This window comes from Lacicoccus alkaliphilus DSM 16010 (genome assembly GCF_900142805.1).
In the GTDB taxonomy this organism is placed as follows: domain Bacteria; phylum Bacillota; class Bacilli; order Staphylococcales; family Salinicoccaceae; genus Lacicoccus; species Lacicoccus alkaliphilus.
In genome coordinates, this window is sequence record NZ_FRCF01000002.1 from 681,293 (window position 1) to 695,038 (window position 13,746).

Genomic DNA, 13,746 nt, shown 5'->3' on the forward strand with positions numbered 1-13,746 from the left:
TCATCCTAATAACCGGCCGATCAAGTCTTCACGGTTTTGAATAAATTTCTTCGCAGAGACTTTCTTCTTTCCTGCAAGCTGCACTTCCATAACGAGCAGTTTTTCATCGCCTGTGGCGACTAAAAAGCCTTCATCGTGCACACTTAAAATTTCCCCTGGCTGCCCGGTCGTCTTCTCACCGGTGAGTTTTGCACTGTAGATCTTAAACCGTTTGTCCTCGAGGTTCGTATAGGCCCCCGGAAAAGGTGAAAGTCCGCGGATATGATTGAAGACCTGCCGTGCAGGCCTGTCGAAATCAAGCAGTTCATCCTCTTTTGTGATGTTCGGGCTGTAGGTGGCCGAGGCGTGGTCCTGGGGTGTTCTTTCATTCGATCCTTCGAATATGGACGGGAGAGTTTCAAGAAGCAGTTCACTGCCGAGACGGCTCAGTTTGTCATGAAGCGCGCCGGTGTCATCCTCTTCCTGGATTGAAAGCGCCCTCTGGGTGATGATATCACCGGAGTCGAGGCCTTTTGCCATATACATGATGGTGATCCCCGTCTTGTCGGCACCGCTTATTATCGCGTGGTGTATCGGCGCACCGCCCCGCAGCGCCGGCAGCAGGGACGCATGGACATTGACCGCACCGTATTTCGGCAGCTGAAGCAGCGGTTCCGGCAGTATCTGGCCGTACGCTGCAGTGACGATGATATCCGGCTTGAAGCTCTCAAGCACCGCCATCGCCGCTTCATCTTTTATGTCATCCGGCTGGTATACTTCTATATTCAATTCATGCGCTGCCGCGGCGACTTTGGGCGGGGTCATGACGCGCTTCCTCCCGACCGGCTTATCCGGCTGGCTCACCACCAGGCCCACCCCGTACTGTTCGTGTAAATCTTTTAATATGGGCACCGAGAAATCGGGTGTCCCCATGAATATTATATTGGGCATCATATCCTCCTACATAATGTACTTCGGATCCACATCAATCTTCAATGATAATTTTTCTTTTTTGTAAAGTTCATTATAATGCAGATTGATTTCATGCAGAACTTCGAGTAGATTTGGTTCATTCTTGTATTTCAGCAGTATTTGGAAACGGTACTGGTTATTGATCCGCTCTATCGGACTCGGGGATGGACCGACGATGATGGCTTTGTCCGTGACACTCTTCACGAGTGCCTGATGGATATGCGTGGTCGCTTCGAGACATTTCTGCACCGTTTCATGGGAGACTGTGAACAGGACATGGAAGTAATACGGTGAGTATCTGGCAAGTCTTCTGAATGCCATCTCCTTCTCATAGAACGTCCTGTAATCATTCCCCTGTGCCAGATCTATCGCATAGTGGCCGGGATTGTAGGTCTGGAAAATCACTTCCCCGGACAGCTCATGCCGGCCGGCCCTCCCCGCCACCTGGGTCAGAAGCTGGTACGTTTTCTCATTGGCCCGGAAGTCGGGGATGTTCAGCATCGTATCGGCATTCAACACACCGACGAGTGTCACATTCGGATAATCCAGCCCTTTCGCGATCATCTGGGTGCCGAGCAGGATCGGAACTTTCTCCTGTTCGAACTTATCCAGCAGTTTTTCATGCATCCCTTTCCTGCGCGTCGTATCATTATCCATCCTGACGATGCCGGTATTGAACATATCCCTCAATATTTCCTCCACTTTCTCCGTACCTGTGCCCCTGAAGGTGACTTCATCGCTGCTGCAATTATCACATTCACGTTTCACACCGTCTTCATAACCGCAATAATGGCACAGTAGGGAATACTGTGCCTTATGGTAGGTGAGCGAGATATCGCAATTGGGGCAGTTCGGCACATGGCCGCAGTCCTGACAGATCTGGAAGTTCGCATAACCCCGTCTGTTCAGAAGAAGTACGGTCTGTTCCCCAAGCCTGATCCTCTCCTCGATGGCTTCCCTGAGTGTGTCTGAGACGATGGATATATTGCCGCTCCTGTGTTCGACCGACATATCGACGATCTTCGTTTCAGGGAGGGTCCGCGTCACTGCCCTGTGGTTCAGCTCGATCCTTGTATAGACACCCCTCTCACTGCGTGCATAACTTTCAAGTGAAGGTGTCGCCGACCCCAGAATCACCGAACAATTATAATACCGGCTCCGGTATTTGGCAACCTCTGCCGCATGATACATCGGACGGTCCTGCTGTTTATAAGTGGTTTCATGTTCCTCATCGATGATGATGATGCCGAGGTTTTCCACCGGTGCGAACACGCTGCTCCGTGCCCCGACGACCACTTTCGCGCCGCCGTTCCTCACTTTCAGCCATTCATCATATTTCTCACCGTGCGACAACCCCGAGTGGAGGACCGCCACTTCGTCACCGAAACGGGCTTTGAAGCGGTTGACCATCTGTGGTGTGAGCGCGATTTCCGGCACCAGCATGAGTGCGGTACGACCTTTATCCAGCACATGTGCGATGGTCTGCAGATAAATCTCCGTCTTTCCGCTGCCGGTCACCCCGTGCAGAAGAAAGGTCTCCGCCGTGTCTTCCTCTACGGCCCGGATGATTTCATTGTATGCATACTCCTGTTCACTGTTCAGTTCCTTGGGCGGATCCTCTTCAAAGACCCTGGACTTGTAAGGATCGCGTTCGACCACCACATCGGTTCTCCGGACATATCCCTTTTTCACCAGTTCATTGACCGTTCCTGAAGTGTAGCCGTGCTCCAGCACTTCCGACAGGAGGACGTACTCATCATGCTGTTCGATGAAATCGAGCAGTTCCAGCTGCTTATACGCACGTCCGAAGTCCCCACGCGGTGCGAAAGTGGGCTTCAGTGCCCGGGCATATTTCTTCTTCGTATGCTGCGTGAGGACGGTTTCTTCAATGACTTCCCCTGATGTGATATAAGGCTTCAATGCCGCAAGCTGGGAAGCGGAGAGCGTCTTGACCTCGACTTCATGCGGCAGGTTCATCCCCTGCCATGCAAGTTCCGCTTCACCGCCCGGGCTGTGGAGGGACAGCATCTTTTTCGATTTGCTCTTAAGGGCTGCCGGCAGGATCGTCTCTATGACTGAAATATAGGAGGCGATGTAGTGGTCCGCCAGATGACCGGCCAGTTGAATCAGTTCCGGTGTCAAAACCGGTCTGATATCGAGGGCGCGTATGATCGGCTTGATCCTGGCCGCATCATACTCCACCTCGTCTTTTATATCGACGACATAACCCTGGATTTGACGGGGACCGAAAGGGACGAGCACCCTGTGTCCCACTTTGATCAGGTCCGAGAGACCTTCAGGTATTTTATATTCGAACACCTTATTGACGTCACTTGCTGTAATGCTCACGATCACCGATGCAAACATCATCGCCCACGTCCGTCATATTCCAGCAGTTCCCGGGTGATTTGTCGGGCAATCTGCGATTTTGAGGACTTTTTCAGATGTTTTTCTGAACCGTCCCTGAACAGCAGCGTCACTTCATTATCGTCGCTGTTCATGCCGATTTCGGGATTTGAAACATCATTCATGATGATGCAGTCGGCGTTCTTGTCCTTCAATTTTTTAAGTGCATACTCCCTTACATCATCCGTTTCTGCAGCGAATCCGATGATGTACATGCCTGCGCTGTTATGGCCGGCATATTTCAAGATGTCGGGTGTTTTCTTCAGCTCGATCACCAGATTGTCCGACGCGTCCGTCTTCTTCATCTTCCCTTCCGAAAAGCTGACGGGCGTGTAATCACTCACTGCTGCAGCAAATACGCCGATGTCGGCATCCATATGACTTTTCACCGCCTGGAACATGTCTTCAGTCGAGATGACGCCGAGGGTCGTCACGCCGTCCGGAGGCGTCAATGTGACCGGACCGCTGATCAGCACCACATCCGCTCCGAGTGATTTGAAGCTTTCAGCAAGGCTGTACCCCATCTTGCCGCTGGAGTGGTTGGTCATGTAACGGACCGGGTCCAGCGCCTCCCGGGTCGGGCCGGCAGTGATCACCACCTTTTTGCCTGTAAGGGGTGCATTTTCTTCACCGTCTAAAAAGTCTTCTATATAACCCATGATATCCGGGACATTGGCCATCCGGCCCTTCGCATTATACCCGCAGGCAAGGAAGCCGGATTCCGCATCGAGTATTTGATACCCCTCATCAAGGAGTAATTTCATGTTCCTTTGGACCGCAGGCTGCTCGTACATATGGACATTCATTGCAGGTGCAAGCAGTACGGGCTTTGTATTCGCAGCAAGGACATTCAACAGCATATTGTCATATATGCCGTTGGCCAGCTTACTGATGGTGTTCGCCGACACCGGTGCAACAATGATCAAATCCGCCCATTCGCCGATATTGATATGTGAAATCACCGCCGGATCCTCTTCTCTGAAGGTGTCTGTATATACATGATTGCGCCCGATTGCCTGGAAAGCAAGCGGGGTGATGAACTCCATCGCATTTCCAGTCAGTACCACTTTCACTTCATGTCCACTCTGTACCAGTTTACTCGTCAGATCGACAGCTTTATAAGCTGCGATGCTTCCTGTCACACCTATGACTATGTTTGCCATCTTAACCTCACCTCAATTTTAAAAAAAGCTGACAAAGTATTGTCAGCTAGTTTAGCGGCCTTACTCTATTTTCAGCAATCTCTTCGAGTGCCATGCCTACTGTTTTAAGTGATTCATATTCATCCAGGGCCGTCCTGTCCGGATAGTCCTGCAGCTCCCTTGCCCGCTTTGCAGCCAGGGTCACTACCAGATATTTCGAATCCACGGTTTTCTTCAGTTCATGTACCGGTGGGTATAACATTAATTATTGACCTCCAATAATAACTTTCTTAATTTTGATTCCACACGTGCCCGCCTCATATGCGAAGCTTCGACTATACATTGTACACGCCCCTTCGCCTGTTGTACATCTTCATTGATCACAACATAATCGTACAGGTTCATGAGCTTCAGTTCCCTCTTCGCTTCCGTGATGCGGTGTTTGATCACTTCCATCGAGTCGGTGCCCCGGCCGATCAGGCGTTCCTCGAGCTGTGCGAGATTCGGTGGTGCCAAAAAGATGAAGAGCGCTTCCGGAAACTTTTCGCGGACCTGTTTGGCGCCTTCCACTTCAATTTCCAAGAAGACATCATGACCATTTTCCATCGTTTCCACCACATAATCGATCGGTGTGCCGTAATAGTTGCCCACATACTCGGCATATTCTATGAATTTATCCTGTTCAATCAATGACTCAAATTCTTCCTTCGTCTTGAAAAAGTAATCCACACCATCCACTTCACCATCCCGCTGCCTGCGGGTCGTCATCGAAATTGAATATTTAAACGTTGTATCCGGATCATCAAAAATCGCCTTTCTAACTGTGCCTTTTCCGACACCTGAAGGGCCTGAGAGCACAATCAAAAGTCCTTTGTCTGAAGTCATAGCGAGTTACCTTTCTTTTTTGTGATTATCTCCTAATGTATCATATATATTGTTAAAATTCATCTTAAAAATTATTGATATATAAATGTTCATGGTAAAATATTCAGGTAGTGTAATTAAGGAGAGATGTAAATGGCATTTGATGGTAATTTTGTTCATGCATTGTGTGAGGAACTGAAAATCATACAATCGGGCAAAATCAACAAAATTCAGCAGATGGATGATACCACACTGATTTTCAAGATACGCAGCCAAGGTGAAAATCACCAGCTGCTGATCAGTGCACATCCCATGTATGCAAGGTTCCACCTGACTGCTCAAAAGTATGAATTCCCTTTTGACCCGCCGATGTTCTCCCGTGTGCTGAGAAAGCATATGGAAGGCGGTATCATAAAGGCCATCGAGCAGATCGGAAATGACCGCAAAGTCCACATCACGGTCAATTCCAAAAATGAAATCGGCGATGATATGACGAGGGTACTGATACTTGAAATCATGGGCAAACATTCCAACATCATCATGACGGATGAGGACTATAAAATCATCTCGGGCATCAAGCACCTGACCCCGAATAATAATGTCAGGACGGTCATGCCCGGTTTCAGGTATGAGGCGCCGCCGACGGATGAAAAGCTTAACCCGAGGACGGATGAAATAAATGGACTCCCCGCCCGTATCGACTTCAACAGCGGTAAATTGAACCGGCAGATATTGAAGGCGGTTGAAGGTTTCAGCCCGCTGTTCATAAAAGAAGTCGAACATCATGCAAATCATTTCACGATGCAGAATATCGTCCCCGCCATCAAAGAGCGTCTGAAGCAGGCGGAAGAAATCACACCGGCCCTGTATCATCTCGATAAGGATGTATTCTATTTTACAAGACTGCATCATATCGACGGCGACCCCGAAGTGTATCCGACGCTGGGCGCCCTTCTCGATGATTACTATCATAACCGCTTCCGTAACAACCTCATCCGCCAGAAGGCGCAGGACTACCTGCATGTCATCGAGAGGGAACACGACCGGGTGGAGCGCAAGATCGAGAAACTGAAGGAAGATCTGAAGGAATCTGAAAAGAAGGACGAATATCAAAAGTACGGCGAGCTGATCACTGCCTTCATGCATGAAATCAGACGTTATGACAAAGAAGTGACCGTCCTGGATTATTACACGAATGAAGAAGTGACGATTCCGCTCAATCCGGATATCGCACCGAGTGAGAACGCACAAAGATATTACCGCATGTACAACAAGCTGAAGAACCGTGAGAGCACTGCCTACGAGCAGCTGGAGAAGTCGTATCAGGACAAGGCATACTTCGAGAGCCTGCTGCATCAGATGGATGCGATCACCACCTCCGATGAAGTGGAGGAGATCAGGGAGGAACTTGTCGAGGAAGGCATCCTCAAATTCAGGAACACCGGTAAGAAGAAAAAGAAAAAGAAAATACAGCTGCATGAATTCAGGACCTCGAATGGTCTGACGGTGCTCGTCGGCAAGAACAACAAACAGAATGATTACCTGACTTCAAAGAAATCCCGCAATAACCATCTATGGTTCCATACGAAGGACATCCCCGGATCCCATGTGGTCATCGCCCATCCGCCGCATGAGATTGAAGAAGCGGATATACACGATGCGGCGAAGATTGCAGCCTACCATTCAAAGGCGGGCAGCTCGGAATCCGTACCTGTGGATTATACGGAAATCAAATATGTGCACAAGATATCCGGTGCCAAGCCCGGGTTCGTCACTTATACCGACCAGAAGACCGTTTTCGCTACCCCGGTCGGGCATGAAATTGATAAGATGAAAGTAACGACATGAATGAGGTGAAACGAGTGGCAAGTGAAGAATGGGAAAAATATTTGAAAGACAGTCTGATCACGGAAGAAATGTATTCGGAGGCGGGTGGAGCCGATCATGAAGATGCATATGCTTCGGAACTTAAATTCGGGACTGCGGGGATCCGCGGTAAAATCGGCCTCGGACCGAACAGGCTGAACCGCTACACAGTGGAAAGGGTGGCTGAAGGACTCAGCAGGCAGATGCAGAAAGAAGGCGGGGGTCGTGTCGTGATCGGGTATGATATCCGCCATCTGTCCAGGGCTTTCTCGGAGGCGATCGCCTCTGTCCTCGTGCAGAATGATATTGAAGTTTATTTGTCGGAAGGTTACATCACCACGCCCGAGCTGTCCTTTTTCACAAGGCGGCATGAGGCGGATTACGGCATCATGATCACGGCAAGCCATAACCCGCCGGAATACAACGGCATCAAGGTTTACGGCTCCGACGGTGCGCAGCTGACGGATGTGCCCGCCGGTGCGTTGAGTGATGAAATCAACGCCGTTGAAGACTTTTTCGATATTCCATCCGCGGACTTTGATGATGCGCTGGAAGCGGGACGGGTCATCCACATCGACTACCGGCATTATGAAGACTATCAGCAGAAAGTGAAGTCGATTTCCGGGGATATACCGGAATCGGATCTGCAGGTCGTCTTCTCAAGCCTTCACGGCACGGCGCTGCCGGTCGTGGAATATATTCTCCGGGACCTCGGCTTCCATCATCTGCATCTCGTGCCGGATGAGTGCGAAGTCGACAGTGACTTTTCTCATGTCGCAAGCCCGAATCCGGAAGACGTCCAGGCTTTCGCCGGAGCGAGGAAACTGGGCCGGGAGGCCGGTGCCGACCTGCTTGTCGCAACCGACCCCGATGCCGACAGGATCGGTGTTGAAGTATGGCATGAAGATGATTATGTCCACCTGGACGGCAACCAGCTGGGCGCCATTTTACTACACAACCGGCTGGAGGGAACAGAGTTTGAACGCCTGCCGGTGGTCGTCAAAAGTGTCGTCACGAGTGATCTGAGCAGAAAGATCTCTGAAAAATTCGGTGCCGAACTGGTCGAAGTCCTCACCGGCTTCAAATATATAGGCGCGGTCGCACGGTCGCTCGAGGCTGATGATGCCCGCGAATTCGCATTCGGTTATGAGGAGAGCTACGGGTATCTGATCAGTGACTTCGTCCGTGATAAGGATGCCGTCCAGATCGTGCCCGCCATCGTCAAGCTTGCAGCCGGGCTCAAGAATGAAGGGCTGACCCTTGTCGATTACCTTGAAAAGATATATGCAGAATTCGGCCCTCAGCGTGAAAAGATGATCAGCCACACATTCGAAGGAATGGAGGGCCGCGAGAGGATTTCTGAAATCATGGACCAGTTCAGAAGGAACACCCCCCGTGAAATCGAGGGGCGCCAAGTCCGGTGTGTCGAAGACTATCTCTCAGGCGAACGGCGTTTCGAGTCGGGGGAAACCGCAAAAATCGACCTGCCTTCTGCGGATGTCATCAAAATCCACTTTGATGACGGCTGGATTGCACTCAGGCCATCCGGCACGGAACCGAAAATCAAATTGTACGTCTCCCTCGAGACCGATCATATCGACGAAGAAGCCAAAATCATCAATGACATGATATTCGGCGTCTGAAGATTATTATGAAGACCCGCACCTCATTCCGGTGACGGGTCTTTATTATACAGATTTTGAAATTCTGCAGGCGGAAATCGGAATTCTGCATTGTTTCACCGATGATTATTGAAAAAGTGCGGCATTCAGATGTCAGATATTGAATTGTTGCGATATGACAACAATTCAGATCCGGTTTATCATCAGAATAAAAGCCGGAGGTTCGGGAATGAGAGCGAAGACCAGACGCCATCAGCAGTTGGAAATTTTGAGTGCAAGATACAGATTGTCGGCTTACGAGAAAGACGAGCTTCAGAAACTGGAGGACGGATATCAAGGCGAGTTGCAGTTCGACGGCATCATCGGTTCATTCATTACCGGCACGAACATCATCCATATGAAAGACTACAGCTGCCATCCCGAAGATGCCCCGGGAATACTGACAAAATCGAAAGAGGACACATCGCACATCCAGATCGATAATGTGGTGGTTGCGAAGGATTTTTTATACACGTTCGAAATCAAGAATTATAATTTCGACCTTTTTTATAAGGACGCCAGTTGGTATTTTGAAAATGGCAATGAGTTCACCAGTCCCCTGCTGCAGCTGGGCAGGCAGCGGGATATGCTCGGGAAAATGCTTCGCAGCTTTGATTCACGGATACGCATGTTCAATGTGGTGGTCTTCATCAATGAAAATCAGACGATCTTCAACCTGCCGGCGACCACTGAAATCATTGTGAGGAGTCATTTACATAAGAAGCTCTCCAAGGCGATGGGTGGCAACCAGTATGATCACAGCCACCTTGTTTCCAGGCTCGAATCACGGAAAGTGGACGTCCTGAAATATCAAAGAGATACTATTGTTGAGTTTCGCGAGCTTGAAAAAGGCCTGTTCTGTGAGCAATGCGGGAGGAAGCTCCTGCGCAGGAACAGGGATTGGTTCAGATGTGCGGCCTGCGAAGTTGATTTCCCCATTTTGGATGCGACCGCCAGGCTGATTTGTGAGTTGAAAGTGCTCAACCGCTCATGGAAGGTCACCCCCAGTCTGATTCAGACGTTTTCGGATGGAGGCATCAGTGAATTTTATGTCAGGAGCAATGTGAAAAGAGGCAGATTAAAGCTTTAGTCACTCAGTGGTGGCGATATTCGATTAAGTCGACCGGTTTCTTCAGGATAATCGATTTCGCAGACGGTATTTGATTAAGTCGGTCGAATTCATAAAGATAATCGACTCCCCGCATCACGCGTCCCCCGGCCACCGGGTTTTTATTTCCCAGAAGGTGGTATGGACTACTAAAAAGGTGATTCCATGAAAATATACACGATCGGGCATTCGGATTATTCAAAAGAGGTGTTCACCGTGATGCTCAAACACGCGGAAATAAACTGCGTCGCGGATGTGCGGGCGTTCCCCTACAGTAATAAGCATCCGCACTTCAACGGGGAGGAAATGATGACATGGCTCAAATCGGCGGGTGTGGATTATGATCATATGCCGGCACTCGGAGGAAGACGCGGGAGTTCCTCGGTCATCGGCCCGACGCTGAACGAGGGCTGGAGGAACCAGTCGTTCCATCATTATGCGGATTATACTCTGTCGGAGGAATTCGCCGACGGGATAAACGCCCTTCTCGGAACAGCAGAGAGTCACACGGTCGCCTATATGTGTTCCGAAAATCATCCCGCCCGCTGCCACCGCCTGCTCATCAGCAACTGGCTGAAGGCACACGACCATGAAGTCATCCATATCATCCGCCGTTCTGAAGATGAAATAAAACTCACACCTCACGAGCTCGGGAAATGGGGGGCGATGCCGATCATCGAGGAGGATCAGACGGTCGTCTATCCGAAACTTGACTGACCCCGACAAAAAAGGATGCCGGCACCCGGCATCCTTTTCCCATTCTATAATTCGTCCCTGAATTTCACGACTTCCGCCCTTTCGGCTTCCGTCAGCAGGTTTTCCCTGATGCTGACATCAAGCAGAGTATCAAGGTCGGATAACGTGACGCACCTGAACCCTGACGTTTCAAAATTCGAGGCGGCTTTTTCAAGCTGATAGGAAAATATGGCCACGACGGCCTCGACCTCCGCGCCTTCCTCCCTCAAAATTTCAGCCGCTTCTATGCTTGAACCGCCGGTCGAAATAAGGTCTTCAATGAGGACGACTTTTCTGCCCTCCACTGCCGCTCCTTCGATCAGCCTGCCTGTCCCGTGCTTCTTCTTGCTGCCTCTGACATAACACATCGGAAGGTCCATCACTTCACTGATGAAAGCCGCATGTGGGATGCCTGCAGTAGAAGTGCCTGCAACCACCTCGGCATCCGGTGCAATCTCATTGATTTTCTCCGTGAAGTGCTGAACGATCCTCTTCCTGGTATCCACATGACCGATGATTTGCCTGTTGTCGCAGTATATCGGTGAAATGATGCCGCTTGCCCACGTGAAGGGCGCATCCGGCCTGATCTGCACTGCACCGATATCCAGTAAAGCTTTTGCCACACTCTTTTTAGCCAACCGTGCTGCCCTCCCAGATTGATTTGATTTTGTTGTATTTATCCACAGGGTTTTCAGCCTGCGTGATTGAACGTCCGACGACGATATAATCCGACTTCATTTTTTTTGCATCCTCCGGCGTGACCACCCTCACCTGGTCGTCGTTGGAGTCTTCTTCAAGTCGTATGCCCGGCGTGACCGTGAGAAAATCCGAATGTGTCTTCTCATGGATGATTTCTGCTTCAAGCGGGGAGGCCACCACACCGTCAAGTCCCGCATTTTGTGCGAGTGCCGAATAATGCACCACGCTTTCCGTCAATGTCAGCACCGACTGCTGCTCCCTCGCAACCATTTCGTCACTCATTGAAGTGAGTTGTGTCACCGCAATCAGCTTGCCGTCGGGATTGCCGTCCTTGAATGATTCCACTGCACGTTTCATCATTGCTGTGCCGCCCTGGGCATGGACATTGGTCATCTGTATATCCAGTCTGCCGATGCCTTCCATCGCCTTGCCTACAGTGTTCGGAATATCATAGAGCTTCAAATCCAGGAAAATATCATGACCCATCTGACGAATTTCTTCGACGATTTTAGGTCCATTTGATAAATAAAGTTCCAAACCCACTTTGACGAACAACTTCTCATCAAACTGACCCAAAAATTCTTTGACCGTTTCATACTCGCGGAAATCGAGTGCGATAATTGGTGTGTTCATAATAATTTCCCCCTATTGTTTTATGAGTATGCCCTGCCTTTCAAATCATGTATATGATCTATGTTCAGGGTATTGACCCGTGTTGCAAGCTCATCGATCAATGTCGGACAGATATACGGGTCGGTGAAGTTCATCGTCCCCACCGCCACTGCATCGGCACCGACCGATAAGTAATCAAATACATCATCTGTTGTTGCAATGCCACCCATTCCGATTATCGGGACATCAGGCATATGCTGCCTGACCTGGTAAATCATGTTCAAGGAGACGGGTTTGATCGCCGGTCCGCTCAAGCCACCGGTAATGTTCGCTAAAATCGGCCTGCCGGATTTATCCAGACGCATACCGACCAATGTGTTGATCATCGTCAGTCCGTCCGCCATGTCCCCGACACTTTTCGCCATATCCACGATATTGGTGACATTTGGTGATAGTTTAACATAAACCGGCACGCTTGACGCGTTTTTAACTTCATATGTCAGTTTTCTTGCTGTTTCCGGGTCCGTACCGAACTGGATTCCGCCTTCTTTGACGTTCGGGCATGAAATATTCAATTCCAGGGCTTTGACATTCGGTGCACCGGAGATTTTCTCCGCCACACTCACATAGTCCTCGATTTTCGTGCCGGCCACGTTCGCAATGACCGGCACATCATACTGCTCCAGAAATTTCAATTCATGTTCCATGATATGGTCCACACCGGGATTCTGCAGGCCGATCGCATTCAGCATGCCGCTGGCAGTCTCGGCCACCCGCGGCGTTTTATTGCCTGGCCGCTCTTCTTCGGTCGCTGCTTTGATCATGATGGCACCGAGCTTTGATAAATCGTAGAGCTTTGAAAATTCCTCCCCGAAACTGAAACATCCTGAAGCGGGCATGACCGGGTTTTTCAGCTCGAGGCCGGGCAGTGAAACCGCAAGTTTGGAATTTGTCATAGTATGATCTCACCTTTCCTGAAGACCGGCCCGTCGGTGCATATTTTCGCCTGCGTGCCGTCTGCACGCTGGCACACACATGCATAGCAGACGCCGAAACCGCATCCCATCCTCTCTTCGAGGGAAATGTAACCGTCGATGTCGAGTTCATCGCTGACCGCTTTCAGCATCACTTTCGGCCCGCATGCATAAAACCGGTCGAATGAATCCGTCAAATGCCTCGTGACATCAGTCACGAAGCCTTCTGTGCCGTAGCTGCCGTCGGCCGTCGCAATGAGTGTCTCGCCCAGCGCCCTGAACTTTTCCTCATAGAAAATATCCTTACTCGAGTTGAAGCCCAGTACATGTGTCGTTTTGACCCCGATGGCATTGAGCTGTTTCGATAGTTCATAAAGCGGCGGCACACCGATGCCGCCTCCGACGATCAAAACATGTCCGCCTGGTTCAACCGGGTAGCCGCTGCCGAGCGGGGATAAGAGGTCCACCGCATCGCCCGGCTTGAAACGGGAAAGCTTCCCGGTGCCCTCCCCGTCTGCTCTGTAAGTGATCGTGAACTGTGACTTGTCCTGATTGATATCGGAAATGGAAATCGGTCTGCGCAGTACATTTTCCGTTGAACCGCTCACCCTTACATGTACGAACTGGCCCGGCGTTGTCATGTTCTGAGTGATCTCACCTTCAAGCACCATTTCATAAATCTTATCGGCAATCTCTTCCTGGGAAACGACGGTCATTATATTTTTCAT

13 protein-coding genes are annotated in these 13,746 nt (G+C 50.2%); 4 read left to right on the plus strand and 9 right to left on the minus strand.

Annotation, left to right across the window (positions count from 1 at the left end):
• The 5 genes from fmt to gmk are packed head-to-tail and all read right to left on the minus strand — an operon-like array spanning window position 1 to window position 5,384.
• Window positions 1-930, minus strand: a complete 930-nt coding sequence (gene fmt, locus BUA12_RS03640) for a methionyl-tRNA formyltransferase (protein WP_072708392.1) — start codon at window positions 928-930, stop codon at window positions 1-3.
• A 9-nt stretch (window positions 931-939) separates the two neighbouring features.
• Complete coding sequence (gene priA / locus BUA12_RS03645; protein WP_072708901.1) at window positions 940-3,318, minus strand: primosomal protein N'; 2,379 nt, start codon at window positions 3,316-3,318, stop codon at window positions 940-942.
• The gene (gene coaBC / locus BUA12_RS03650) at window positions 3,318-4,520 is read right to left on the minus strand and encodes a bifunctional phosphopantothenoylcysteine decarboxylase/phosphopantothenate--cysteine ligase CoaBC (RefSeq protein WP_072708394.1); all 1,203 of its coding nucleotides are present in this window, start codon (window positions 4,518-4,520) and stop codon (window positions 3,318-3,320) included. The genes priA and coaBC overlap by 1 nt, the downstream gene beginning before the upstream one ends.
• A 46-nt stretch (window positions 4,521-4,566) precedes the next feature.
• Window positions 4,567-4,761 carry a DNA-directed RNA polymerase subunit omega gene (gene rpoZ, locus BUA12_RS03655; RefSeq protein WP_072708396.1) on the minus strand — a complete coding sequence of 65 codons (195 nt, stop codon included), beginning with the start codon at window positions 4,759-4,761 and terminating at the stop codon, window positions 4,567-4,569.
• Window positions 4,761-5,384 carry a guanylate kinase gene (gene gmk / locus BUA12_RS03660; protein ID WP_072708398.1) on the minus strand — a complete coding sequence of 208 codons (624 nt, stop codon included), beginning with the start codon at window positions 5,382-5,384 and terminating at the stop codon, window positions 4,761-4,763. Before gmk ends, rpoZ begins: the two co-directional genes overlap by 1 nt.
• 132 nt (window positions 5,385-5,516) lie before the next feature.
• Here gmk and BUA12_RS03665 point away from each other — a divergent pair, with 132 nt between their 5' ends.
• The 4 genes from BUA12_RS03665 to BUA12_RS03680 all read left to right on the plus strand — a co-directional run bounded on the left by BUA12_RS03665 (window position 5,517) and on the right by BUA12_RS03680 (window position 10,715).
• Complete coding sequence (locus BUA12_RS03665; protein ID WP_072708401.1) at window positions 5,517-7,211, plus strand: Rqc2 family fibronectin-binding protein; 1,695 nt, start codon at window positions 5,517-5,519, stop codon at window positions 7,209-7,211.
• A gap of 14 nt (window positions 7,212-7,225) precedes the next feature.
• Window positions 7,226-8,872: a phospho-sugar mutase gene (locus BUA12_RS03670; RefSeq protein ID WP_245772734.1), complete on the plus strand. Its 1,647-nt coding sequence runs from the start codon at window positions 7,226-7,228 to the stop codon at window positions 8,870-8,872.
• Between the two features lie 208 nt (window positions 8,873-9,080).
• Window positions 9,081-9,980, plus strand: coding sequence for a nuclease-related domain-containing protein (locus BUA12_RS03675; protein ID WP_072708405.1), 900 nt, complete (start codon window positions 9,081-9,083; stop codon window positions 9,978-9,980).
• Window positions 9,981-10,163: 183 nt separating this feature from the next.
• A complete protein-coding gene (locus tag BUA12_RS03680; protein WP_072708406.1) occupies window positions 10,164-10,715 on the plus strand; it encodes a DUF488 domain-containing protein in 552 nt (183 codons plus the stop codon).
• Window positions 10,716-10,759: 44 nt separating this feature from the next.
• Here BUA12_RS03680 and pyrE read toward each other — a convergent pair whose 3' ends face one another.
• Genes pyrE through BUA12_RS03700 form a run of 4 tightly spaced genes read right to left on the minus strand, consistent with a single transcriptional unit; the run spans window position 10,760 to window position 13,746 of the window.
• Window positions 10,760-11,371, minus strand: coding sequence for an orotate phosphoribosyltransferase (gene pyrE / locus BUA12_RS03685; protein WP_072708408.1), 612 nt, complete (start codon window positions 11,369-11,371; stop codon window positions 10,760-10,762).
• Window positions 11,364-12,068, minus strand: a complete 705-nt coding sequence (gene pyrF / locus BUA12_RS03690) for an orotidine-5'-phosphate decarboxylase (RefSeq protein ID WP_072708410.1) — start codon at window positions 12,066-12,068, stop codon at window positions 11,364-11,366. The genes pyrE and pyrF overlap by 8 nt, the downstream gene beginning before the upstream one ends.
• Before the next feature lie 17 nt (window positions 12,069-12,085).
• Window positions 12,086-13,000 (minus strand): dihydroorotate dehydrogenase, encoded by a 915-nt coding sequence (locus BUA12_RS03695; protein ID WP_072708412.1) that lies wholly within the window; start codon window positions 12,998-13,000, stop codon window positions 12,086-12,088.
• Complete coding sequence (locus tag BUA12_RS03700; protein WP_072708414.1) at window positions 12,997-13,746, minus strand: dihydroorotate dehydrogenase electron transfer subunit; 750 nt, start codon at window positions 13,744-13,746, stop codon at window positions 12,997-12,999. The genes BUA12_RS03695 and BUA12_RS03700 overlap by 4 nt, the downstream gene beginning before the upstream one ends.

Excerpts from the sequence above, each read along its gene's own strand:
- fmt (WP_072708392.1), bottom strand. The coding sequence starts at position 930 with ATGCCCAATATAATATTCATGGGGACACCCGATTTCTCGGTGCCCATA.
- priA (WP_072708901.1), bottom strand. The coding sequence starts at position 3,318 with ATGTTTGCATCGGTGATCGTGAGCATTACAGCAAGTGACGTCAATAAG.
- coaBC (WP_072708394.1), bottom strand. The coding sequence starts at position 4,520 with ATGGCAAACATAGTCATAGGTGTGACAGGAAGCATCGCAGCTTATAAA.
- rpoZ (WP_072708396.1), bottom strand. The coding sequence starts at position 4,761 with ATGTTATACCCACCGGTACATGAACTGAAGAAAACCGTGGATTCGAAA.
- gmk (WP_072708398.1), bottom strand. The coding sequence starts at position 5,384 with ATGACTTCAGACAAAGGACTTTTGATTGTGCTCTCAGGCCCTTCAGGT.
- BUA12_RS03665 (WP_072708401.1), top strand. The coding sequence starts at position 5,517 with ATGGCATTTGATGGTAATTTTGTTCATGCATTGTGTGAGGAACTGAAA.
- BUA12_RS03675 (WP_072708405.1), top strand. The coding sequence starts at position 9,081 with ATGAGAGCGAAGACCAGACGCCATCAGCAGTTGGAAATTTTGAGTGCA.
- BUA12_RS03680 (WP_072708406.1), top strand. The coding sequence starts at position 10,164 with ATGAAAATATACACGATCGGGCATTCGGATTATTCAAAAGAGGTGTTC.
- BUA12_RS03695 (WP_072708412.1), bottom strand. The coding sequence starts at position 13,000 with ATGACAAATTCCAAACTTGCGGTTTCACTGCCCGGCCTCGAGCTGAAA.
- BUA12_RS03700 (WP_072708414.1), bottom strand. The coding sequence starts at position 13,746 with ATGAAAAATATAATGACCGTCGTTTCCCAGGAAGAGATTGCCGATAAG.